The 20,409-nt window shown below is 63.6% G+C and carries 24 protein-coding genes; 16 read left to right on the top strand and 8 right to left on the bottom strand.

What is annotated here, in order from left to right:
• Nucleotides 1-76: 76 nt before the first annotated feature.
• The 5 genes from RA24_RS09735 (at nucleotide 77) to RA24_RS09715 (ending at nucleotide 6,845) form a co-directional block, all read left to right on the top strand.
• Nucleotides 77-1,228 (top strand): aminodeoxychorismate synthase component I, encoded by a 1,152-nt coding sequence (locus RA24_RS09735; protein ID WP_039191212.1) that lies wholly within the window; start codon nucleotides 77-79, stop codon nucleotides 1,226-1,228.
• The gene (locus tag RA24_RS09730) at nucleotides 1,171-1,824 is read left to right on the top strand and encodes an aminotransferase class IV family protein (protein ID WP_039191211.1); all 654 of its coding nucleotides are present in this window, start codon (nucleotides 1,171-1,173) and stop codon (nucleotides 1,822-1,824) included. Before RA24_RS09735 ends, RA24_RS09730 begins: the two co-directional genes overlap by 58 nt.
• A 350-nt stretch (nucleotides 1,825-2,174) precedes the next feature.
• On the top strand, nucleotides 2,175-3,959 hold the full coding sequence (gene aspS, locus RA24_RS09725) for an aspartate--tRNA ligase (protein ID WP_039169282.1): 1,785 nt from the start codon (nucleotides 2,175-2,177) through the stop codon (nucleotides 3,957-3,959).
• Between the two features lie 258 nt (nucleotides 3,960-4,217).
• On the top strand, nucleotides 4,218-5,603 hold the full coding sequence (locus RA24_RS09720; protein ID WP_039191209.1) for a DUF1800 domain-containing protein: 1,386 nt from the start codon (nucleotides 4,218-4,220) through the stop codon (nucleotides 5,601-5,603).
• A 15-nt stretch (nucleotides 5,604-5,618) separates the two neighbouring features.
• On the top strand, nucleotides 5,619-6,845 hold the full coding sequence (locus RA24_RS09715; RefSeq protein WP_039191207.1) for a DUF1501 domain-containing protein: 1,227 nt from the start codon (nucleotides 5,619-5,621) through the stop codon (nucleotides 6,843-6,845).
• A gap of 259 nt (nucleotides 6,846-7,104) precedes the next feature.
• Here the strand turns inward: RA24_RS09715 and RA24_RS22490 are convergent, their stop codons facing one another.
• Both RA24_RS22490 and RA24_RS09710 read right to left on the bottom strand, forming a co-directional pair.
• Nucleotides 7,105-7,248, bottom strand: a complete 144-nt coding sequence (locus RA24_RS22490; RefSeq protein ID WP_019296056.1) for a hypothetical protein — start codon at nucleotides 7,246-7,248, stop codon at nucleotides 7,105-7,107.
• 1 nt (nucleotide 7,249) lies between these two features.
• The gene (locus RA24_RS09710; protein WP_039191205.1) at nucleotides 7,250-7,969 is read right to left on the bottom strand and encodes a response regulator; all 720 of its coding nucleotides are present in this window, start codon (nucleotides 7,967-7,969) and stop codon (nucleotides 7,250-7,252) included.
• Between the two features lie 177 nt (nucleotides 7,970-8,146).
• Here RA24_RS09710 and mce point away from each other — a divergent pair, with 177 nt between their 5' ends.
• The 3 genes from mce to RA24_RS09695 all read left to right on the top strand — a co-directional run bounded on the left by mce (nucleotide 8,147) and on the right by RA24_RS09695 (nucleotide 9,350).
• Entirely contained in the window at nucleotides 8,147-8,551 is a 405-nt protein-coding gene (gene mce, locus RA24_RS09705; protein WP_019296058.1) for a methylmalonyl-CoA epimerase, read from the top strand.
• A gap of 56 nt (nucleotides 8,552-8,607) precedes the next feature.
• Nucleotides 8,608-8,883, top strand: coding sequence for a DUF1467 family protein (locus RA24_RS09700; protein ID WP_019296059.1), 276 nt, complete (start codon nucleotides 8,608-8,610; stop codon nucleotides 8,881-8,883).
• A 272-nt stretch (nucleotides 8,884-9,155) separates the two neighbouring features.
• Nucleotides 9,156-9,350, top strand: a complete 195-nt coding sequence (locus RA24_RS09695) for a hypothetical protein (protein ID WP_039191204.1) — start codon at nucleotides 9,156-9,158, stop codon at nucleotides 9,348-9,350.
• A 220-nt stretch (nucleotides 9,351-9,570) separates the two neighbouring features.
• On the opposite strand, the gene RA24_RS09690 is transcribed toward RA24_RS09695, so the two are convergent.
• Nucleotides 9,571-10,260 carry an EI24 domain-containing protein gene (locus RA24_RS09690; RefSeq protein ID WP_039151469.1) on the bottom strand — a complete coding sequence of 230 codons (690 nt, stop codon included), beginning with the start codon at nucleotides 10,258-10,260 and terminating at the stop codon, nucleotides 9,571-9,573.
• On the bottom strand, nucleotides 10,257-10,835 hold the full coding sequence (locus tag RA24_RS09685; protein WP_039191203.1) for a nitroreductase family protein: 579 nt from the start codon (nucleotides 10,833-10,835) through the stop codon (nucleotides 10,257-10,259). The genes RA24_RS09690 and RA24_RS09685 overlap by 4 nt, the downstream gene beginning before the upstream one ends.
• A gap of 197 nt (nucleotides 10,836-11,032) precedes the next feature.
• Here RA24_RS09685 and RA24_RS09680 point away from each other — a divergent pair, with 197 nt between their 5' ends.
• Nucleotides 11,033-11,314: a DUF167 domain-containing protein gene (locus RA24_RS09680; protein WP_039191202.1), complete on the top strand. Its 282-nt coding sequence runs from the start codon at nucleotides 11,033-11,035 to the stop codon at nucleotides 11,312-11,314.
• A 17-nt stretch (nucleotides 11,315-11,331) separates the two neighbouring features.
• Here RA24_RS09680 and RA24_RS09675 read toward each other — a convergent pair whose 3' ends face one another.
• Nucleotides 11,332-11,568 (bottom strand): hypothetical protein, encoded by a 237-nt coding sequence (locus RA24_RS09675; protein ID WP_019296063.1) that lies wholly within the window; start codon nucleotides 11,566-11,568, stop codon nucleotides 11,332-11,334.
• Nucleotides 11,569-11,717: 149 nt separating this feature from the next.
• Between RA24_RS09675 and RA24_RS09670 the strand changes: the two genes are divergently transcribed.
• The 5 genes from RA24_RS09670 (at nucleotide 11,718) to RA24_RS09650 (ending at nucleotide 13,731) form a co-directional block, all read left to right on the top strand.
• Nucleotides 11,718-12,431 carry a M48 family metalloprotease gene (locus RA24_RS09670; RefSeq protein WP_019296064.1) on the top strand — a complete coding sequence of 238 codons (714 nt, stop codon included), beginning with the start codon at nucleotides 11,718-11,720 and terminating at the stop codon, nucleotides 12,429-12,431.
• A 2-nt stretch (nucleotides 12,432-12,433) separates the two neighbouring features.
• Complete coding sequence (locus tag RA24_RS09665) at nucleotides 12,434-12,826, top strand: YigZ family protein (protein ID WP_193747122.1); 393 nt, start codon at nucleotides 12,434-12,436, stop codon at nucleotides 12,824-12,826.
• An 88-nt stretch (nucleotides 12,827-12,914) separates the two neighbouring features.
• On the top strand, nucleotides 12,915-13,178 hold the full coding sequence (locus tag RA24_RS09660; protein ID WP_019296066.1) for a DUF6455 family protein: 264 nt from the start codon (nucleotides 12,915-12,917) through the stop codon (nucleotides 13,176-13,178).
• Between the two features lie 14 nt (nucleotides 13,179-13,192).
• Entirely contained in the window at nucleotides 13,193-13,453 is a 261-nt protein-coding gene (locus tag RA24_RS09655) for a DUF6455 family protein (RefSeq protein ID WP_039191201.1), read from the top strand.
• The gene (locus RA24_RS09650; protein ID WP_039191200.1) at nucleotides 13,450-13,731 is read left to right on the top strand and encodes a DUF6455 family protein; all 282 of its coding nucleotides are present in this window, start codon (nucleotides 13,450-13,452) and stop codon (nucleotides 13,729-13,731) included. Before RA24_RS09655 ends, RA24_RS09650 begins: the two co-directional genes overlap by 4 nt.
• Before the next feature lie 2 nt (nucleotides 13,732-13,733).
• Here RA24_RS09650 and RA24_RS09645 read toward each other — a convergent pair whose 3' ends face one another.
• The 3 genes from RA24_RS09645 to rimO form a co-directional block, all read right to left on the bottom strand.
• Entirely contained in the window at nucleotides 13,734-13,976 is a 243-nt protein-coding gene (locus RA24_RS09645; RefSeq protein WP_039191199.1) for a CDGSH iron-sulfur domain-containing protein, read from the bottom strand.
• Between the two features lie 125 nt (nucleotides 13,977-14,101).
• Nucleotides 14,102-15,124 (bottom strand): hypothetical protein, encoded by a 1,023-nt coding sequence (locus tag RA24_RS09640; protein WP_152612828.1) that lies wholly within the window; start codon nucleotides 15,122-15,124, stop codon nucleotides 14,102-14,104.
• Entirely contained in the window at nucleotides 15,106-16,521 is a 1,416-nt protein-coding gene (gene rimO, locus RA24_RS09635) for a 30S ribosomal protein S12 methylthiotransferase RimO (RefSeq protein WP_039191197.1), read from the bottom strand. Before rimO ends, RA24_RS09640 begins: the two co-directional genes overlap by 19 nt.
• A gap of 188 nt (nucleotides 16,522-16,709) precedes the next feature.
• Between rimO and RA24_RS22775 the strand changes: the two genes are divergently transcribed.
• Complete coding sequence (locus RA24_RS22775; protein WP_241480928.1) at nucleotides 16,710-18,356, top strand: hypothetical protein; 1,647 nt, start codon at nucleotides 16,710-16,712, stop codon at nucleotides 18,354-18,356.
• Nucleotides 18,357-18,484: 128 nt separating this feature from the next.
• Complete coding sequence (locus tag RA24_RS09625; protein WP_039191255.1) at nucleotides 18,485-20,401, top strand: AsmA family protein; 1,917 nt, start codon at nucleotides 18,485-18,487, stop codon at nucleotides 20,399-20,401.
• The last annotated feature ends 8 nt before the right edge of the window (nucleotides 20,402-20,409 follow it).

Genomic DNA, 20,409 nt, shown 5'->3' with positions numbered 1-20,409 from the left:
AATGCCGCATCCACCCCTTTTGTTCGCATAGCGAACAGATATATGTGGGGGCAAGAAACTCGCGGAGATTTTTTCAGTGCGGATTCGCTTTGACCGGGGCCCCAAGGGGGCTGGCACATGCTTTGACCAGCCGCTGCGCATGATCCGCGCGGACGGGCCGGAAGAGGTGCCTGCCGCACTGGCTGCGCTGGATGCGGCGCGGGACGCCGGGCTCTGGCTGGCGGGCTATGCGTCCTATGAGCTGGGTTATGCGCTGGAGCCGAAACTGGCTGTGCGGATGCCAAAGGAGCGGCGGCTGCCGCTGATCTGCTTTGGGGTTTATAATGAGCCGCTGCCGCAAAACACCGAGAGCAACGCCCGGCCGCGGGGGAGCGATGCGGGTCTCGAGGGTATTACCCCTCGTTGGGGCCAGGAGCGTTACACCGAGGCCTTCGCCGAAGTGAAGCGCAATATCGGCAAGGGTGACATCTACCAGGCCAACCTGACCTTCCCGATTGATGCAGAGGCCTATGGCTCTTCCGAGGAGCTCTATGCGGCCTTGCAGGCGAAACAGGCAGTTGGCCACGGCGTTCTAGTCGAACAGGACGGGCTGCCGGACCTGTTGTCGCGCTCGCCGGAGCTGTTCTTCCGCACCGATGCGGAGGGCGTGATTGAGACCCGCCCGATGAAAGGCACTCAGCCGCGTAGCGACGATCCCGTCGAGGACGCCCGCCGCCGCGACTTCCTGCGCCAGGACGAGAAGAACCGCGCCGAGAACCTGATGATTGTCGACCTCTTGCGCAATGACATCAGCCGCGTGGCGCAGACCGGGTCCGTGCATGTGCCGGAGCTGTTTGCGGTGGAAAGCTACGCCACCGTGCATCAGATGGTGTCGCTGGTGCGGGCAAAATTGCGGCGTGATGCCGGGCTGGCAGAGATCTTTGCCGCTCTGTTCCCCTGCGGGTCCATCACCGGCGCGCCCAAGATCCGGTCGATGGAGATCCTGGCGGAGCTGGAGCCCTGGGCGCGCGACATCTATTGCGGCACCATTGGCTGGGCAGCGCCAGACGGGTCGTCCGAGTTCAACGTGGCGATCCGCACCCTGATGCTGGAGGACGGCCGCGCGACGCTCAATGTGGGTGGCGGCGTGGTTTGGGACAGCACCGCGGAATCGGAATATGAGGAAGCGCTATGGAAAGCCCGGTTCGCCCGCGTGACGCCGTCCAGAACGATCCCGCTTTCCGCCTGATCGAGACGCTGGGCTGGCATCCGGGCGAGGGGTTCCGGCACCTGCAGCCGCATCTGGCCCGGATAGGGCGCAGCGCGGCGGCGTTTGGCATTGCCTTTGATCCTGATGAGGCGCGGGCGGTTCTGGCCGGGGCCGCCGGAGATGCATCGCTGCGCTGCCGGCTGACGCTGGATGCGTCTGGCCAATTGGAACTGACCTCAGCGCCGCTGGGAAGCAGCCCCTCTGAATGGTGCTTCGGCATCGCGGACACCCGGCTGGACGCGGACGACATGTGGCTGCAGCACAAGACGACCCGGCGCGCGCTCTATGATACTGCACGCGCTGCGCTGCCAACGGGCGTGGATGAACTGCTGTTCCTGAACCAGCGCGGCGAGCTCTGCGAGGGGACAATCACGAACCTCTTTGTGACCTGTGCTGATGGCCGGATGGTGACGCCACGGCTTTCCTGCGGCCTGCTGCCGGGCATCCTGCGGCAGGTGCTGCTGGAGCGGGGGGAGTGCCAGGAGGCGGTTCTGGATCTGCAGGACCTGAAGCGTGCGCAAGCCATCCACATGGGCAACTCGCTGCGCGGGCTGATCCCGGTACGGCTGGTCTGACAGGCAGTGCTCCCGCGCACAACAGGCCCCCTGGCCGGCGCCAGCGGGCCGTTGACCTTGGGCCCTGCAGCGCACCTGACGGTGCGCTGCACGCCGCGCCGCAGGCGCGGCGCCTGGCCCAACGCTGAAGGTCCCGTCGCGGCAGCGGCGGGGTTGGGGGGGGCGGGAGATCCCCGATAGCGTGCGGAACCGCCGATTTCAGGTGTTCGTCCGCGCCGAAATGCCCCTGTTTGCTTGACAAGCGCGCTGCAACCTTGTGTACCACCCCGGACGAATTTAAGCGCCCGAATGCGCATTTCCCGAATGACGGTCCCCAAGGACCCGCGACCCGCATAACGAAAGGCCGAGCCATGCACGCCTACCGCAGCCACACCTGCGCCGAACTGAACAAATCCAACGTCGGTGAAACCGTCCGCCTGTCCGGCTGGGTTCACCGCGTCCGCGACCACGGCGGGTTGCTGTTCATCGACCTGCGCGACCACTACGGCGTGACCCAGGTGATGGCCGACCCGGACAGCCCGGTGTTTTCCGAGATCGAGAAGGTGCGCAGCGAATGGTGCATCCGGATCGACGGCAATGTCATGGCCCGCGACGAGAGCCTGGTGAACCCGAAAATCTCCACCGGTGAGATCGAAGTCTTCATCCGCGACATCGAAATCCTGGGCAAATCCGAGGAACTGCCGCTGATGGTGTTCGGCGAGCAGGAATACCCGGAGGAAACCCGCCTGCGCTACCGCTACCTGGACCTGCGCCGCGAGAAGATGCAGAAGAACATGGTGCTGCGCGCCAACATGATCCAGTCGATCCGCAAGCGCATGTGGGACATCGGCTTCAACGAATACCAGACCCCGATCATCACCGCCTCCTCCCCCGAAGGTGCGCGCGACTTCCTGGTGCCGTCGCGCCTGCATCCGGGCAAATTCTACGCGCTGCCGCAGGCGCCGCAGCAGTTCAAGCAGCTGATGATGGTGTCGGGCTTTGACAAGTATTTCCAGATCGCGCCCTGCTTCCGTGACGAGGACCCGCGCGCTGACCGTTCGCCCGCAGACTTCTACCAGCTGGACATGGAAATGTCGTTTGTGACCCAGCAGGACGTTTTTGACACCATCGCGCCGGTGATGGCGGGCGTGTTCGAGGAATTCGGGCAGGGCCGCAAGGTGGACGCCGCCGCCGACTGGCCGCAGATCTCCTACAAGGATGCTGCCAAATGGTATGGCACCGACAAGCCGGACCTGCGCAACCCGATCAAGATGCAGGACTGCTCCGAGCATTTCCGCGGGTCTGGTTTTGCGATCTTCGCAAACCTGCTGGAAAACGAAGGCACCGAAATCCGCGCCATCCCGGCGCCGACCGGCGGCTCCCGCAAGTTCTGCGACCGGATGAATAAGTTCGCCCAGGGCGAAGGCCTGCCGGGCATGGGCTATATCTTCTGGCGCGACCAGGGCGAGGGCATCGAGGCCGCAGGCCCGCTGGCCAAGAACATCGGCCCCGAGCGCACCGAGGCGATCCGGCAGCAGCTGGGCCTGGGCGTCGGCGACGCGGCCTTCTTCCTGGGCGGCAAGCCGAAAGCGTTTGAAGGCGTCGCAGGCAAGGCCCGCACCGTGATCGGCGAGGAACTGGGCCTGATCGACAAGGACCGTTTTGCCTTTGCCTGGATCGTCGACTTCCCGATCTACGAGAAGGACGAGGAAACCGGCAAGATCGATTTCGAGCACAACCCGTTCTCGATGCCGCAGGGCGGCATGGACGCGCTGCTGAGCGATCCGCTGGCCGTGAAGGGTTACCAGTACGATCTCGCCTGCAACGGTTATGAGCTGGTGTCCGGCGCGATCCGGAACCACAAGCCGGAGATCATGTTCAAGGCCTTCGAAATTGCCGGTTACGGCGAAGACGAGGTGAAGAAGCGCTTTGGCGGTATGGTCAACGCCTTCCAGTACGGCGCCCCGCCGCACGGCGGCTGCGCGGCCGGCATCGACCGCATGGTGATGCTGCTGGCCGATGAGGCCAACATCCGCGAGGTCATCATGTTCCCGATGAACCAGCGCGCCGAGGACCTGATGATGTCGGCACCGTCGGAGCCGCTGAGCGAGCAGCTGATGGAGCTGGGGCTGCGGGTGATTCCGCAGGATCAGTAACTGCCGCGAGGATTTTGTTGAGGCCCGGGTATTTGCCCGGGCCTTTTCCTTTGCCGCCGGGGCGCAGCCGGAATTCTGCGAAAATTCCGGCCAGCAACACAGGTGTTTTCCTGGCCGTTTTCCGCGCCGGAAATCGGTTTTCCGATAAGTTATATGGCAAACCGCGGAAACTTGCGTATCACTTGAAATTCACCTGTGGGCGGGGACGGTGATGCTCTAACCTGCAGGTGTACTGACAGTCCGGGGGCAAGCAGGGCCATGCAATTCGACGGCGATTTGGCTGAAATCCGTTTTGGTGCAGGGCTGTCGCCGCTGCTGCCGCCGCCGGCGTCGGCCGCAGACATGCTGGAGCGGCTGCAGGAAACAGATGTCATTGCACAGCGGTTTCCGGTGAGCAGGTTTGAAGACGTCGCTGCCGGTGTCCAGGAATACCGCCAGCTGCGGCGTGCGCGCAAAGAGCAGCAGGATGCAGCCGGGGCCGGGGCGGCTCAGCAAGCGTTCAAAAGCTCCCGCCGCTCCCAGAACCGCCTGCGTTTCGAATGGCATGGCCAGCGGCTGCTGCGCATGGTCCATTCCAGGGATGGCTTTCGGGAGAGACTGGCCCTGTTCTGGGCTGACCATTTCACCGCGCAGGGCAAGACCGGCGCCTGGCGGCATCTGGCTGCTCCTTATGCCGAGAGTGTGATCCGTCCTCATGTGGTGGGCCGGTTCGAGGACATGCTGATTGCCGCGGCTACCAGCCCGCTGATGCTGCAATACTTGGATCAGAGCCGCTCCTCCGGCCCCGGCAGCCGCGCAGCAGCGCGGCGCAAGCGGCTGAACGGGCTGAACGAAAACCTGGCCCGCGAGGTGCTGGAACTGCACACACTGGGAGTGGACGGGCCCTACAGCCAGGCAGATGTGCGGCAGCTGGCGGAACTGTTCACGGGGCTGAGCATCTCGAAAGAGGCAAGCTTCGTGTTCCGGCCGGGAATGACTGAGCCGGGGTCCGAAGCCGTTCTGGGGGGGACCTATGGCGGCGGCAAACCAAAGCTGGAACAGGTGCTGGAGGTCTTGCGCGACCTGGCGCGCCATCCCGCCACCGCGCGCCATCTCGCGCGGAAACTGGCGGTGCATTTTGTGTCTGACACGCCGGAGACGGCGCTGGTTGATCATATGGCTGCCCGCTACCTGGAATCGGACGGGGCGTTGCTGGCGGTTTACGAGGCGCTGCTGGAGCATCCGCAGGCCTGGGCGCCTGAACTGAAAAACGTGAAACCGCCGTTTGATTTTGTTGCCTCTGCCTGCCGGGCACTGGCCGTGCCAGCAGCCCGAATTGAGACATTCAAGCCCGGGCAGAAGAACCGCCTGCTGCTCGCGCCGCTGACGCCGATGGGGCAGCGATGGGAGTTTTCCAGCGGCCCGGACGGCTGGCCGGAGGCAGACACCGCCTGGATCACCCCGCAGGCGCTGGCCGCCCGGCTGCGCTGGACGATGGCAGCGCCGCGGCGGCTGCTGCAAGAGCTGCCGGATCCGCGGGACTTTGCGCAGAACGCCTTGGGCGGATACGCCAATGAGAGAGTCCGCTTTGCTGCCCGAGCGGCGGAAACCCAAGCCGAGGGGATCGGCCTGATCCTCTCTTCTCCCGCATTCCAGCGCCGCTGACAGGAGGATTTCCAGATGCAGATGACCCGACGTTCGCTTCTGGCCCGTTCCGCCGCCCTGGGCTGCTCGCTGGCGGCCAGCCCGCTGCTGACCCCGGTCACCTTTGCCGCTGCGCCCTGGGACACACGGCTGGTGGTGGTCATCCTGCGCGGCGGCATGGATGCGCTGGATGTGGTGCAGCCCTATGGCGACCCGGACTACGCCGGGCTGCGGCAGAGCTTGGCGGGCGGCCCGGCGGCGGGGGCTGCGGACCTGGACGGGTTCTACGCTTTGCACCCGGCGCTGGCACCGCTGCTGCCGCTGTGGCGGGCGGGCCAGCTGGGCTTTGTGCAGGCGGTTTCCACCCCCTACCGCGACCGGCGCAGCCATTTTGACGGCCAGGACCTGCTGGAGGCCGGTACCGCCGGGCCGGGCGAAGCGGAGGGGGGCTGGCTGAACCGGCTGTTGCAGCAGTTGCCGGGGGTGGAGGCGCGCACCGCCTTTGCCATCGGTCAGGAGCGGATGCTGCTGATGGAAGGCGGCGCGCCGGTCTCGCAATGGGCGCCGGGGGCCGGATTGGCGATGAGCCCGCAGGCGGAGCGGCTGGCCGGCCTCTTGATGGAGGAGGACCCGTTGTTCCATGCGGCCCTGAACGAGGCGCTGGAGCTGACCCGTCAGGATCTTTCACTGGACTTGGGTCAGGAGGATGGCAGCGGCGATGAGGGCGAGGATATGATGATGTCCATGATGACCGCGCCGAAGGGCAAGGCGCATCAGGAAGTTGCCGCCTATGCAGCGCAGCAGCTGCGCGGCGAGACCCGGATTGCGGCGTTCTCCATCAACGGCTGGGATACCCATCAGCGGCAGGCCAATGGCTTGAAAAATGCGCTGGGGCGGCTGTCGGAGGCCATTCTGACCCTGCAAAGCGGCTTGGGGCCGCAAGCCTGGGGGAAGACGGCGGTTGTGGCTGTCAGCGAGTTCGGACGCACCGTGCGGGAAAACGGCACCGGCGGCACCGACCATGGCACCGGCGGCGCGATGCTGCTGGCTGGCGGTGCCATCCGCGGCGGCCGGGTGCTGGGGCGCTGGCCGGGATTGGCGGAGACGGATCTCTATGACCGCCGCGACCTGATGCCGACCGCGGATGTGCGCGGCCAGCTGGCCTGGCTGCTGCACGGGCTGACAGGTGCTGGCAGGAGCGGTTTGCAGGCCAATGTTTTCCCCGGTCTGGACATGGGCGCAGACCCGGGCCTGCTGCTGTAGCAGTTAAAGTTCCTGACAGGGGGTGGTGCTCCCGCCGGTCCGGGCCCGAGGCCGCCAAGCGGCCCGGCGCAAGACGGGAGGCTGCGGGCGCGGGAAAACTGCGGATGCGAGTGATTTGGGGGAGCGCGGGAGTTGGGCCGGCGGTTACGGCGCCGCGGAGTGGCGGGTGCAGGCAGAAACCGGTGACAGATGTGCAGGCCGCGGGGCGTTTCCCGGCGGCTGCCGGAAAGAGCTGGACCTGCGGAGCGCCCGCTGGCGCCTAGCGCTTGCCGGTCTGCAGGATCAGGGTGCGGTCATGGGCCTTGCTGCTGCGGTTGCGGCGGATGGCGCGGGCCTCCAGCCGGACCTGGCCGTAAAGGACGATGATCAGCGTGGCGAGGGCGATAAGGCAGGCTTCGGCCATGTCAGATCGCCGCGCGGCGCTGCAGCCGCTCCTGCACCAGGCCGGCCAGCGTGGCGGCGTCCTGTGACAGCGGCTTGCCCTTCTGCCGTGACCGCGCCAAGCGGTCGGCGGCATCAGCCAGCGGCCTGTCGCCGGCACTGCGGGCAACACCTCCCAGGAATTGCGCCAGATAGGCCAGGGTCTTTTCCTCTTGCCCCATGTTCAGCACATCGGCGGCGTGGGCCATGTCGTCGCGGAAGGCGATCAGGTCCGGGATTACCGTTTCGTCGTCCAGCAGCCGTGGGCCGGAGGGCTGGCGGTCAGCGGGCATGCTGGACAGCACCGCCTGCTGGAAGGCCGCCAGCGAGGTGATCGGCTTTTCCAGGAAACCTGCAGCGCCGGCCTCAATCGCGGCCTCTGCCAGGCTGGGGTCGCCGGAGGTGGCAAGGATCACGCTGGGGCGCGGGCTGGCATCCGCCAGTTCGCGGATCAGGTCGAGGCCGGAGCCGTCCGGCAGCCCAACATCGGCGATCAGCACCGACGGGCGGTAGACCTGCAGATGGCGGCGGGCGGATTTCAGGCAATCGGCGCGGCGGATCCGTGCGCCGCTGCGCAGGCACAGTAGGCGCAGCGCCTCACAAGCAAAGCGGCTGTCCTCGACCACCAGGATGGTCAGCCCCAGAAGCGGGCGCCGGGTGGTGGGCAGGCGCTGGGCGGCAGCAAACAGTTCCGAATCGTCCATAACGTATCCTCCTTGCGGGATATGTTCTGACGCTAGGGATTCGAGGCTAATTACTCGTTAACGCAGCGCGCGCCGGTGCCCGCAGGCCTCTGCCGTGCGGATTGGCGCACTTGCCGCGGCGCAGCAAAGCCCCCATAACCGCAGCGTAGGAATGTTTGTGAGAGGAGCACAACAGAGATGATCGGCCGCTTGAACCATGTTGCCATTGCTGTCCCCGACCTGGAGGCCGCCTCGGCGCAATACCGCAACGCGCTGGGCGCCAAGGTGGGCGACCCGCAGGATGAGCCGGATCACGGCGTCACCGTGGTGTTCATCGAACTGCCCAACACCAAGATCGAGCTGTTGTATCCGCTGGGAGAGAACTCCCCCATCAACGGCTTTCTGGAAAAGAACCCGGCCGGCGGCATCCACCATGTCTGTTACGAGGTCGAGGATATCCTGGCGGCCCGCGACCACCTGCAGGCCGAAGGCGCGCGGGTGCTGGGCTCTGGCGAGCCGAAGATCGGCGCCCATGGCAAGCCGGTTCTGTTCCTGCATCCCAAGGATTTCAACGGCTGCCTGGTGGAACTCGAAGAAGTTTGACGCTATGAGCACCCTGTCCCGGCTGCGGGGCAGGGCAATTCCGGGAGATCAGGGAAATGGGCATTACATCCGCAATCGTGCTTTATGCGGTGATCTGGTTCATGACCTTCCTGGTGATCATCCCAATCCGGCTGGAGACCCAGGGCGACAAGGGTGAAGTGGTGCCCGGCACCCATGCAGGCGCCCCGGAAAAGCACTTCCTGAAGCAGAAGGCCTGGATCACCACCGGCGTCGCCGCAGTGCTGTGGGCTGTCATCTGCGCGATCATCATCTCCGGCGTGATCTCTGTGCATGATTTCGACTGGATGGGGATGATGCCGGAACAGCAGTGATCTGCGCCAGCACCTGATAAAAGGCAAGACAGCAGACCCTCCCAACCAGTCCGGGAGGCATTGATATGCCTCAGGACCGGTTGGGCATGGCGCCGCGCTGGCTCGCGGCGCGGTTGCGGCCAGCCCGGCGGGCTGGAGCGGGCCGGGGTGCCAGTACCAGGTGAGAAGACTTAGCAGTGTCCGCAAGCCGTGTTGATCAGTTAATCGGGGCTATGTTGCTACTGCTCACATTTGGTGTGAAAAATACTCGGGAATGCAAAGCCGGGGGTTCCATGGAGATCGTATTGGGCGCGCTGATGGATTACATCCATCAGAAAATGAAAAGGCAGCGAATTCTGAAGTTCTCTCTTCTGGCGCTAATCTTTTTTGCGGGATGCGGTTTCGCTTACATTGGCTGGGCAGCACGTTGCGTCCCTGAGGTTGATCCGATTTTTAAGCAGAAACCTTTGATGTGCCTCGGCAAATGAAGCGCCATCAATGCGCTCCGGGAGCCGTTGAATCAGCCAGCAAGATTTGCGGACACAACAAAAGCTTTTCTGCTGAGAAGCGCTTGAGGGGCAGGGCTGCCCCTCAAGGCGCTATCGCAAGTGTATTGCGGCCTCTACCGCGTCAAGGCTGAACCGCGCGTGCCGCGCGGCGGCTGGCGCCGGCCTTGACCCGGCGCAGGCCGGAGAGGGCGGCGCTGGCCTAGCGGCGGGCCAGCGCGTGGTAGATGTGGGTGAAGGTGGCAGCGCCCAGGATCGGGATCACCAGGTTCACCAGCGGCACCGACAGCGGCACCGCCATCAGAGTCCCGGCAGCCCAGATGGTGGTGGAATGGCGGCGGCGCAACTTCTTGGCCTCAGCAGTGCCGACGCGGCGCGCGGCAGCGAGGGTGAAGTATTCACGGCCCAAGAGGAAGCCATTGAGGCCCCAGAAGATGAACAGCGCCGCGGGCGGGAACATCACATAGAGGAACAGCGCAAGGATGTTGGCCGCGATCAGCAGGCCAAGGAAATTCACCGTGTCCTTGACCGCGTCCCAGAACGGCACCTTGGCCGCCGGGGGCAGGGCCGGGTAGTGCTTGTCCTCCACCGCCTGGGCGACTTCCTCCAGGAACATCGAGGTGATGGCGGAGGCCACCGGCACCATCAGGAAGACCGACAAGAACAGCATGAAAAACAGCGAGCCGAACGACAGGAGGTCGTCGAGCCAGGTGACTTCGCCCAGGACCGGCAGCGTGGCCTCAGGGCCGACAAGCCATTGGATCAGCATCAGGAAGCCCGCGTAGGCCGCGATCAGCAGGGCAATGGTCAGCCCCAGCCCCAGGAACAGCACCTTGCGGAAGCGCGGGTCGCCGGTCTGGCCGAGGGTCTTGAAAAAGGCGGTGAAGATCATGCGCTCATCCAGGTTGTGATGGCCTCAAGGTCCGGGCGCGGGCGCTCCGGCGGGGCGGAGCTTTCGGTGGCGATGTGGATGATGCCGGCGATGCGCTCGTTCTCTGCGAGGCCAAAGGCGGCTTCGCAGAAGCCCCTGTCATGGCTGGCCCAGCCGGTCAGCCAGTTGGCACCCCAGCCGGCAGCCAGCGCTGCGTTCAGCAATGCCAGGCAGACGGCGCCGGCAGAATAGGTCTGCTCAATGGCGGGCACCTTGGGGCTGTCCTTCTGCACCTCGACCACCACCACCGCCAGCTGGCCTTGGTCGAACTGGCTGCGGCCCTTGGCGGTATCCTCCGGGCTTTTGCCAAGGCGCTGGCCGCATTCCTCTGTCAGCTCCGCTAGCCGCGCCATCGCGGGCTGCTCTACCACGACAAAGCGCCAGGGCTCCAGCTTGCCATGATCGGGGGAGCGGGCGGCGGCGGTCAGGATCGGCAGCAGCTCTTCGCGCGAAGGTGCTGGCGCTACCAGCGTCTTGGCCGGGCGGGAGCGGCGCGACAGCAGAAAATCAAGGGCTGCGTCATTGCGTGCAGGCATATGTGAAACCTTTTTACATCTGTTGCTGCCTATCTCGGCAGCTGGGGGTGTTTTTTCAAGAGCCAACGGGCCTTGCGAACCATCTGTGCCGGAAATGCAGCAGGCGGCGGGGCTTGGGTTTCGCTGTGCGGGTGATAGCTGCGGGAGGGCAGCAAAGTCTATGGCTTTTGCCGCCGGCACAGGGCATGTGTTGCTGCATGGGGAAGCCAAGAAAGAAAGACCTGCCGGATCTGAGCCATATGTGCGTTACGGGTGCAGAGATAGCATTGCGCGCGACGCCCAAGGCGGCGCGCAATGCCATCGTGGAGGCAGAGGGCGCACTGAAGGCCTCTGTCACCGCGGCGCCGGAAAACGGCAAGGCAACCGAAGCCATCCGCAGCCTGCTGGCCGCGGCGATGGGCACCGCGGCGTCGAACCTGGAATTGCGCCGCGGCGCAACTTCCCGGGACAAGGTGTTCGTCTACACCGGGCCAGGCTGAGGATCAGAGCCTGAGCGTTAGTCTTCGCCCACCAGCCGGTAGACCCCTTCTGGCAGGTCAAGGGCGGCGGCCAGGTCCCGCACCATCAGGTGCGAGAGGGTGATTTTCTGCACGCTGTCGGTGCGCGGGTCGTATTGCTCGACCGTGACGCATTCGGCGAAGGAATTGATGGTTACATCCTCGTTGAGCGGAGTGTTGTTCTCGTCAACAAGGGTGATGACCGTCGAGTCGAATTCATGTTCGATGGTAAACATGCCCCCAGCCTGCACTGCGCGCGACCTGCTGGCAAGGCCTTGCAATTGCTGGCGATCATTCCAATGTAACGGCGAACTTCCGCCGCCGGGCAATTGCCATCCCCGGGGCTTGCGCGATAATGTGCGGACGACTGTCAAAAGGATGTGCCATGCGCCGTTTTCTGTGTCTGATTGCCCTGACTGCCAGCGCCTGCAACATGGTGGTGGAACCGGGTCCCCAACCTGTCGGGACCGCGCCGCAGCAGCCGGTGCAGGGGCTGGCGCCGGGTGAGGCCAGCAGTGCCTTTGCCGCTGTCACCCGCCGGGTGGAGCCGGTGGCAGAACGCGAATGCCGCAGCCGCACCCAGGGCCTGAACTGCGATTTCCTGATCCGCATCGATCCGAACCCGAACGCCGCCCCCAACGCCTACCAGAGCCTCGACCGCAACGGCCGCCCTGTGATCACCTTCACCCGGCGGATGCTGGGGCAGATTGCCAATCATGACGAGCTGGCCTTTGTGATGTCGCATGAGGCAGCCCACCACATCCGCGGCCACCTGGCGCGGCAGGCGCAGAACTCTGCGCTGGTCAGCGTCGGCGCCGGGCTGATCACCGCGCTGGCGGGGGGCGGGTCTGCCAGCGTGTCAACCGCGCAGGATATCGGCGGCTTTGTCGGCGCCCGCACCTATTCCAAGGATTTTGAGCTGGAGGCGGATGAGCTGGGCACCATCATCACCCACAAGTCCGGCTACCGGCCCAGCGTCGGCGTGCGCTTCTTCAACCGCTTGCCGGATCCGGGCGACCGGTTCCTCGGCACCCACCCGGCCAACCCGGACCGGGTGCGGGTGGTGCAGGCGACAATCGACCGCAACAACCTGAACTGACCGTGGCTGCCAGGGACACCTCCGCCCCCGCGCTGGAAAAGCTCGGCGTGGTGCTGACGGACCGCGGCTCAAAATACGCGGTCACCGGCGCGCGGGTGACCTCGCGCGAGGAGGTGGATGCGGTGCTGGCGGAGCTCAAGACGGACCGCGCCTATGCCAAGGCCACCCACAACACCTGGGCGGCGATGCTGCCCGCGGGCGGGCTCAAGGCCGACGACGGCGAAAGCGGCGCCGGCATGGTGATCCTGCGGATGATGGAGCGCGAGAGGCTGCAGGACCACGTCATCATCGTTACCCGCTGGTATGGCGGCAAGAAGCTGGGCGGCGACCGTTTCCGCCGTGTGCAGGACGCGGTGCGCGCCTACCTCGACCACCGCAGCGGCAAACCTGCGTGAAAATTCCCTCCGGTTGACCTGAGTCAAATCCGCGCCCGGCCCCGGCCGCTAAGCTGCCCCGGCAATGCATGATTACGGGGTATGCGCGATGACCGCCGAAGCTGACCTGAAAACCCACGCCGAACTGTTCGACCGGATGGCCTGCTCCGTCGGGCTGGACCTGGAGGAGGAGGCCGTTTCCGGCACCCTGCGCTTTGACGAGATTGCCGAGGCGGTGCTGCGCTGCACCCGCTGCGGCGGTGTCGGCGCCTGCCGCAAATGGCTGGCAGAGGGCCAGCGCCCGGGCGCTGATGCCCCGGATTTCTGCCGCAACCGCGATCTGCTCGGCTATCTGAACGAAAGCCACGCGTAACAGGAGCTGATGCCATGCAGCCGCTGGGCGATCCCCTTTACCATCTGCGCCTGATGGCCCGGATGGGCCAGGCCACGGGCGTTGACCTGTCCGCCGCCTTTGCCTCCGGCGCCATCAGCCACGAGGACTGGGCGGCGATGATCACCCGCTGCCGCGGATGCGATGCGCCCGCGCAGTGCGAGGCCTTTCTGGATGCCAATACCCGCGCCGATGCGCCGATGCCCGGCTGCCGCAATGCGGACCAGCTGATGCAGCTGAAGGGCCGCGGCGCATGAAGGACATGGCAGCGGAGGCAGAGGGCCTCGGCAATATCTTCCGCCACCTGTGGCTGCTGCGCGCCGTGTCAGAGGCCGCAGGAGTCGATCTGGACGCGGCGGTGAAAGCTGGCCGCCTCAGCGGGCTGGACTATGCCCGAATGGTCACCAGCTGCCGCAGCGCCGGCTGCAGCAAGTCCTGTGCCCTGTGGCTGTCCGCCCGCCGCGATGACGCGCCCGCAGTGCCGGAGTTCTGCCCCAGCGCCGGTGTCTTCAAGCGGCTGATGCCCGCCTCCTGACCCTAGAGCTTGGAATGGCTGCCGTCGCAGAGCGGCTTCTTGCCCGAGTGCTTGCAGCCGCAGAAGAACACTTTGCCGTCCTTCTCGGCCTTATACTTCACCGGCTCGAAATCCGTGCCCTTGTGCGAGCCATCGCAGAACGGCTGCCGCGAGGACTTGCCGCAGGCGCACCAGAAATAGGTCTTTCCCTCTGTCACCTCGACGGGGAAGGGGGCTTTCTGGGCGATGTCCGGAGTGTCTGACATGGCTGGGCGTTCTCCCTGGCTGGTTGCGGTTGGGGGAGAGCGTAGCAGGGAATTGGCGCGAGGGGAGGGGGGATTGCCTGTGGCTCCGAGAGACAGTGCGCTTAGACAGGAATTTCGCAAATCAACTATACTTTGGTCGCTACAAAAACGTCGGATGAGTGATCGATCTTTGAGGAGACGTAATTGCGGTCAGCATTTTTAAGAGAAGTATAAGTGTTGAAATCCTTCAAGACCGTTGCTGCCAAGTCTCGCCGCATAGGAAGTGAGTTTCCGTCTCCCCGCAAGCTGAGAAACTTTGCTTCTTCGCCCTTTTCTATACTGGCGGTTTCGTATGCGGCGCTAATGTCGTGTTGCGCTGAAATGATTTTTGGTTTCAGGCTCTCGCGGAGAGTTGCATGCCGATCGTAAACAGCGGCGATGAAAGAGCGAATAAGCCATTTCATGTCTATTTTTTCTTCAGTGACTTTTTCAAGCTCAACTCTCAAGCCTTTTTTTACCTGGCTTGACTGTCTGAATTTTTGAAGGTCTAGCCATGGAGAAACACCATATCCAAAGCCATCTTTAGTTAGGTTGCCTTCGTCATTTTGGCCGAAGTCAGTCTTGGCTCCGATTGAAAAACCTCCGAGCGGTAGGTCACGGTGCTGAGCGTAGTTCCGAAGCGCAGCGCAAATCCGGTAACTAAAGTTATTATCAAAGGCTGAGGTGCGAGCTTGGTTGTTGACTTGCGAAACGCTCGAAAGGCTTGAGGCGTGAGACAGGATCCTGTTCGCCTGGTCATCGTAACTTTGGTATGCAGTCAGGATCGTTATAATGCGAACATTAAAACGGCGTCTTACCTTGCTGAAGAATTTACTCAACTCTACTTCACCGTGAAGATCAGTGTATGCATATTCCAAGCTTGACTTTAAGAGGTCTTCTTCAAAGTCAAGGAAGGACTGTGCTAACACCTGAAACAATTCTTCCAGTTCCAATGCAGCGACAACTGCGGTAATGGAATCATTCAGCTTTTGGTACTGCTGCGTATCAATAGAAAAACTTCCTCCACCGTAGAATTCCTCAGCTAAACAGAGAGGTTGTTGTTCAAGGATAACGGGGCGCGCAGTTTTTCTCGCTTTTCTCCGTGACCTTTTCAACGTGTCGTTCCCCACAGGTCATACTCTCCCGCCTCGTCAACTTCAACGGTCACCAGATCCCCCACCTGCAACCCGCCCGTTCCCTCATCAATGAACAGGTTGCCGTCGATCTCCGGCGCATCGGCCTTGGTGCGGCAGGTGGCGATGCCGTCTTCGTCAATGTCGTCCACGATAACCTGCATCGTTTGGCCAACCTTGGCCGCCAGCTTGGCCTCGGAGATCGCCTGGGCCTTCTCCATGAAGCGTTCCCAGCGCTCCTGCTTCACCTCTTCCGGCACGTGGTCCGGCAGGTCGTTGGAACGCGCGCCGTCGACGTTTTCGTATTTGAAGCAGCCAACCCGGTCCAGCTGCGCCTCGTCCATCCAGTCGAGCAGGTGCTGGAACTCCGCCTCTGTCTCACCCGGGAAGCCGACGATGAAGGTGGAGCGCAGGGTGATATCGGGGCAGGTCGCGCGCCAGGCGTTGATCTCGTCCAGCGTCTTGGCGGCGGCGGCGGGGCGGGCCATGCGGCGCAGCACGTCCGGGTGGGCGTGCTGGAAGGGGATGTCCAGGTACGGCAGCAGCGCGTTGTCCGGGTCCGCCATCAGCGGGATCAGCTCACGCACATGCGGGTAGGGGTAGACATAGTGCAGCCGCACCCACAGGTCCTCTGCCGGGGCCAGCTTGCCCAGCTCTCGGGACAGGTCGAGGATATGGCTGCGCACCTCTTCCCCCTTCCAGAGGTGGCTTGAGTACTTGCGGTCCAGCCCGTAGGCAGAGGTGTCCTGCGAAATCACCAGGAGTTCGCGCACCCCGGCCTCAACCAGCTTCTCCGCCTCGCGCAGCACCGCGTGGACCGGGCGCGACGCCAGTTTGCCGCGCATGTCCGGGATGATGCAGAACTTGCACTTGTGGTTGCAACCCTCTGAAATCTTTAGGTAGCTGAAGTGCCGCGGGGTGAGTTTCACACCGGCTGCGGGCAGCAGATCCACGTATGGGTTCGGGCTGGGCGGCACCGCGGAATGCACCGCGTCCAGCACCTGTTCATACTGGTGCGGGCCGGTGACCGCGTGGATACGCGGGTGATGCTCGCGGATGTAGTCCGGCTCGGCGCCGAGGCAGCCGGTCACGATCACCTTGCCGTTCTCCTTCAGCGCTTCGCCAATGGCTTCCAGGCTTTCGGCCTTGGCGCTGTCGAGGAAGCCGCAGGTGTTGACGATCACCGCATCGGCGCCGGCGTAATCGGCCGAGATGCCATACCCTTCCGCGCGCAGCCTTGTCAGGATCCGCTCGCTGTCCACCAGCGCCTTGGGGCAGCCGAGCGACACCATGCCGAGGGTCGGCTGGCCGTCACGGGGCGCCTCACGGAACTGCGGTTCCGGGGCAAGGTCAGGGCGGAGGCTGGGCGGGTTGCTGGACGGGGTACTGGTCATGCGCGCGCATATATCAGGAATGCGGCAGGAGGCAAGGAAAACGGAGGGTGCCGGCCGTGCACCGCCTGTACACCCCCTGTGCACCGGGGAGGTGCATTTTCGCCGGATGTGCCGGGGTTCGGTGTTGAAGGCGGGGCGCCAAAGCCCGTAGCCTGCACCAAAGCGGATTTGAATGACGAGAGCAATTGATGCGTGACGAGACCCAAACGCCGGAGGCCCCGGCCGCCCCGCAGCGCAAGCTGACCCCCGCCAACGAGAACCCCTGGTATGTGCTGATGACGCTTTATGGGGAGCAGGAGGGAGAGAAGGTTGATTGGGACTTGCACGACCGCAACGCCGGTTTGTGGAACGCTTACTTATCAAACTCCGTCTCTTCGAAAGCCCGTGATCAGGCTGCATTTCTTTTTCCCAAAGTGCCTCCGAGAGATGCTCATCATCTGGCGCGGAAAGAGGTTAGAAAACTGTTCACTCGTGAATACATTTTGAGAAACGGTCGAGAATACCGTTCACACGAGCCACCCGATCCGGGTGAACCGATCGATTTAAGAGGCGTTCACTTCAGGAGAACATTCTGCGCTTCGCAGATGTTTCTGCCAAAAGTGTGCGAATTTGGTAAATCACAGTTTGAGCGCGGACTAGAAGCGGAAAGGTCGGTTTTTGAGAAGGGTTTAATTTGTGACGAAATTGTTTCCAATGGTACTTCAAGCTTCTCGAACTCGTACTTTGGTGGGGATGTATCTCTTGATGACTGCGTTTTCGAAGAGGGGCTTTCTTTAGAAGGTGCTGATGTGACCGGTCTTTTCTCAGCGCGCAGAATCTCTGTTTGCAAGTCGTTTTCGGCAGAGGGAGTAAAATTTCGTGGCAAGGCTGATTTTGATCGAGCTGAGTTCTTTCAAGCAAGCTTTTGGAACGCACAATTTTTGAGCGAGAGTGAGTTTGTAGCTGTTAAGTTTATGGGGCATAGCGAATTTGGACGATCCAAGTTTGAAATGAATGCCGACTTTCAACAATGTGAATTTGAGCTTGGAGCAGCATTCTCAGCAACGGAGTTCTTAGGTGAGGCTTGCTTTAGAGCGGCAGTGTTTGAAAATGCGGTGAGCTTCACAACTGGAAAGTTTTGTAGCCGAGCCGAATTTGGGGAAGTCAAGTTTCTGGGGGCATCTCCTCAAAATACTCTCCCAGGAACCGTACTAGGGGAAGTGCGATTTGAATCAGTCGATTTCCAGGCACCAGTAAATTTTGGCTATGCACAGTTCGTCCACGAGTATCCCCAATTCGTTGGTGCAACATTCGAACAGCAAGTTAGCTTTTCTGCTGACGCAGAGAATTGGCCGCGGCGAACAACGCAGTGTTTTTTACAGGCCAAAGAGTCTTGCGCCACCATCCGCCACCTCCTCGCCAAACAAGGCCTCCCCGAAGACGAACACTTCTTCTTCCGCCGCGAAATGCACTTTGCCGGCAAGATCGGCCCCATCTGGCAGCGGCTGCCCTATCTGCTGTTTGGCCTGTTCTCGGAATACGGCTATTCCATCCTGCGGCCCACGCTGTGGCTACTGGGTGTCTGGGCCTTGGGCTTTGCCGCTTTTTGGGGCTATTTCTCCGGCTGCTGCGTGCCGGCGCCGGACAGCGTGATCGAACGCCCGATGGGATCGGCGATGGCGCTCAGCTTCTCCAACCTGTTTCCGCTGTTCGGGTTCGGGCGGACGTTCCTGCTGGAGGAATTGAAGGCGCTGCCCGCAGTCCTGCAGTTCTTCTCCGGCGTCCAGACTGTCGCCAGCCTGCCGCTTTTGTTCTTCCTCGGCTTGGGCCTGCGGCAGCGGTTCCGGTTGCGCTGACCAACAGCCGCAAACGCGCAAAGCTTTGATGCCGTGCGGGGGCTTCGTGCATTGCACCCGCACGCCCACGCGGTAAGCTGCGCAAAACCCATTGGGGAACATGGGGCAAGGCATAAAGGAGCGGGATGATGAAGCTGATATTCCGGGTGGTGACGGCGCTGGTGCTGACGGTGGTCTTGCTGGCGGCGCTGGTGCTCTTGCTGCCGGGCGAGAAGATCGCGCGGCTGGCAGCGGATCAGCTGGAGACACAGACCGGGCGCAAGCTGGATTTTGGCGGCAAGGTGCGCTTCACCTTCTGGCCCACGCTGGGCGTCAAGGCCGATGCGGTGACGCTCTCCAATGCGGATTGGGCCGGGCCGGAGCCGCTGCTGCGGGCGGAGCGGCTGACCATCGGGGTTTCCGCCGCCGAGCTGATCCAGGGCGATGTGCGGGTCACCGAGGTCTCTGCCATCCTGCCGCATCTCAATCTGGCAACCAATGCCGAGGGTGTTGGCAACTGGGTGATGGGCGGCAGCGGCGCGGCGGCGGGCGGCTCGGGCACTGCAAGCGGTGGTGCGCTGCCGTTGCGGATCGAGGCGGTGGAGCTGACCGGGGCCTCGCTGCGCTATGCGGCCTACGGCGAAGCGCCGGTGGAGATGAAGAACATCGACCTCAGCCTGTTGTGGCCGGACCCGGCGGGCACCGTGAACGCCAAGGCCACCCTGCGCCCGGCGGGGGAACCGGTGGAGGTGAACGCGGAGATCGGCACCTTTGCAGCCTTCCTGGCGGGGGAGGTTTCGTCGGTTGGCGCAACCATCACGGCACCGGGCGGCAAGGGGCGGTTTGACGGCCACGCCGGTATCAATGGCGAGGCCAGCGGGCGGCTGACCTTTGGGGCAGAGGATGCGCTGAAGACCGGCGTGGCGCTGGGGGTGTTCCTGCCGGATGCGCTGGCGCAGAAGGCGGTGTTTGGCGCCGATGTGACCTATACCGCCGACGGGCGGCTGTCGATGCGGGACCTGGCGCTGGAGCTGGGCGCCAACCGGCTGACCGGTGCCGCGGATGTGGAATTCAGGGACCGCCCCAATATAACCGCGCAGCTGCGGGGCGGGGCGCTGGATTTCACGGCCTTTGCGGGCAGCGCTGGCGGCGCGGGCAGCGGCACCTCCGGCAGCAGCGGCTGGCCGGAGGACGTGATTGACGCCTCGGCGCTGGGGCTGGCGGATGCGGTGGTGGACCTGACGTTTGACAGCCTGCGCACTGGCGGGGTGAACCTTGGGGCCAGCAAACTGAACCTGACGGTGGAGCGCAGCCGCGCGGTGCTGAAATTTCTGCCGGCGGCGATGTTCGGCGGCCAGGTGCAGGGGCAGCTGGTGGCCAACAACCGAAACGGCCTGTCGGTGGCGGGCAAGATGACCTTCACCGGTATCCGGCTGGAACGCGCGCTGGGTGAAACCGCGGGCTATGACCGGCTGAATGGCGAGGCGCTTGGCGAACTGGAATTCCTCGGCTCCGGCAACTCGGTGGCGGCCATCATGCGCTCGCTGAGCGGCAAGGGCTGGCTGGAGGCGGGCAAGGGCTTCTTCACCGGGTTCGACCTGGAGCAGCTGATGCGCTCCGGCGGCAATGGCGGCAGCACCGTGTTCGACCAGCTGACCGCGAGCTACACGATCGAAGGCGGCAACCTGCGCAACGAAGACTTGCTGGTGCTGCTCAAGGGGTTCCGGGCCGAAGGTAAGGGCCGGATCGGGCTGGGGGCGCGCGACATCGACTACTTGTTCACACCGCAGCTGGTGCGGGCGGGCCGCGATCAGGTGCTGACCATTCCGGTGCGCATCCGCGGCAGCTGGGACAATCCGGACATCCGCCCGGATTTCAGCCAGGCGCTGCAGCCGAAGATCGAAGAGATCGAGCAGGAAGCCAAAGACCGGGTGCGCCAGAAACTGGCTGAGGAGCTGGACCTGGAAACCGAAATCGCGCCCGAGCAGGACCTGAACGATGTGCTGAAACAGCGGATCGAACAGGAAGCCCGCGACCAGCTGCTGCGCCTGCTTGGCGGCGATTGACCCATTGG

It is taken from the genome of Leisingera sp. ANG-M6, from assembly GCF_000813905.1.
In the GTDB taxonomy this organism is placed as follows: domain Bacteria; phylum Pseudomonadota; class Alphaproteobacteria; order Rhodobacterales; family Rhodobacteraceae; genus Leisingera.
This window is presented reverse-complemented; position numbering and strand designations above follow the sequence as displayed.

Coding starts and splice junctions, on each gene's coding strand:
- RA24_RS09625 (WP_039191255.1), top strand. CDS start 18,485: ATGAAGCTGATATTCCGGGTGGTGACGGCGCTGGTGCTGACGGTGGTC.
- RA24_RS09660 (WP_019296066.1), top strand. CDS start 12,915: ATGACCGCCGAAGCTGACCTGAAAACCCACGCCGAACTGTTCGACCGG.
- RA24_RS09645 (WP_039191199.1), bottom strand. CDS start 13,976: ATGTCAGACACTCCGGACATCGCCCAGAAAGCCCCCTTCCCCGTCGAG.
- RA24_RS09700 (WP_019296059.1), top strand. CDS start 8,608: ATGGGCATTACATCCGCAATCGTGCTTTATGCGGTGATCTGGTTCATG.
- RA24_RS22775 (WP_241480928.1), top strand. CDS start 16,710: ATGCGTGACGAGACCCAAACGCCGGAGGCCCCGGCCGCCCCGCAGCGC.
- RA24_RS09685 (WP_039191203.1), bottom strand. CDS start 10,835: ATGCCTGCACGCAATGACGCAGCCCTTGATTTTCTGCTGTCGCGCCGC.
- RA24_RS22490 (WP_019296056.1), bottom strand. CDS start 7,248: ATGGCCGAAGCCTGCCTTATCGCCCTCGCCACGCTGATCATCGTCCTT.
- RA24_RS09710 (WP_039191205.1), bottom strand. CDS start 7,969: ATGGACGATTCGGAACTGTTTGCTGCCGCCCAGCGCCTGCCCACCACC.
- mce (WP_019296058.1), top strand. CDS start 8,147: ATGATCGGCCGCTTGAACCATGTTGCCATTGCTGTCCCCGACCTGGAG.
- RA24_RS09670 (WP_019296064.1), top strand. CDS start 11,718: ATGCGCCGTTTTCTGTGTCTGATTGCCCTGACTGCCAGCGCCTGCAAC.
- aspS (WP_039169282.1), top strand. CDS start 2,175: ATGCACGCCTACCGCAGCCACACCTGCGCCGAACTGAACAAATCCAAC.
- rimO (WP_039191197.1), bottom strand. CDS start 16,521: ATGACCAGTACCCCGTCCAGCAACCCGCCCAGCCTCCGCCCTGACCTT.
- RA24_RS09655 (WP_039191201.1), top strand. CDS start 13,193: ATGCAGCCGCTGGGCGATCCCCTTTACCATCTGCGCCTGATGGCCCGG.
- RA24_RS09730 (WP_039191211.1), top strand. CDS start 1,171: ATGGAAAGCCCGGTTCGCCCGCGTGACGCCGTCCAGAACGATCCCGCT.
- RA24_RS09680 (WP_039191202.1), top strand. CDS start 11,033: ATGGGGAAGCCAAGAAAGAAAGACCTGCCGGATCTGAGCCATATGTGC.
- RA24_RS09650 (WP_039191200.1), top strand. CDS start 13,450: ATGAAGGACATGGCAGCGGAGGCAGAGGGCCTCGGCAATATCTTCCGC.
- RA24_RS09690 (WP_039151469.1), bottom strand. CDS start 10,260: ATGATCTTCACCGCCTTTTTCAAGACCCTCGGCCAGACCGGCGACCCG.
- RA24_RS09695 (WP_039191204.1), top strand. CDS start 9,156: ATGGAGATCGTATTGGGCGCGCTGATGGATTACATCCATCAGAAAATG.
- RA24_RS09715 (WP_039191207.1), top strand. CDS start 5,619: ATGCAGATGACCCGACGTTCGCTTCTGGCCCGTTCCGCCGCCCTGGGC.
- RA24_RS09720 (WP_039191209.1), top strand. CDS start 4,218: ATGCAATTCGACGGCGATTTGGCTGAAATCCGTTTTGGTGCAGGGCTG.
- RA24_RS09675 (WP_019296063.1), bottom strand. CDS start 11,568: ATGTTTACCATCGAACATGAATTCGACTCGACGGTCATCACCCTTGTT.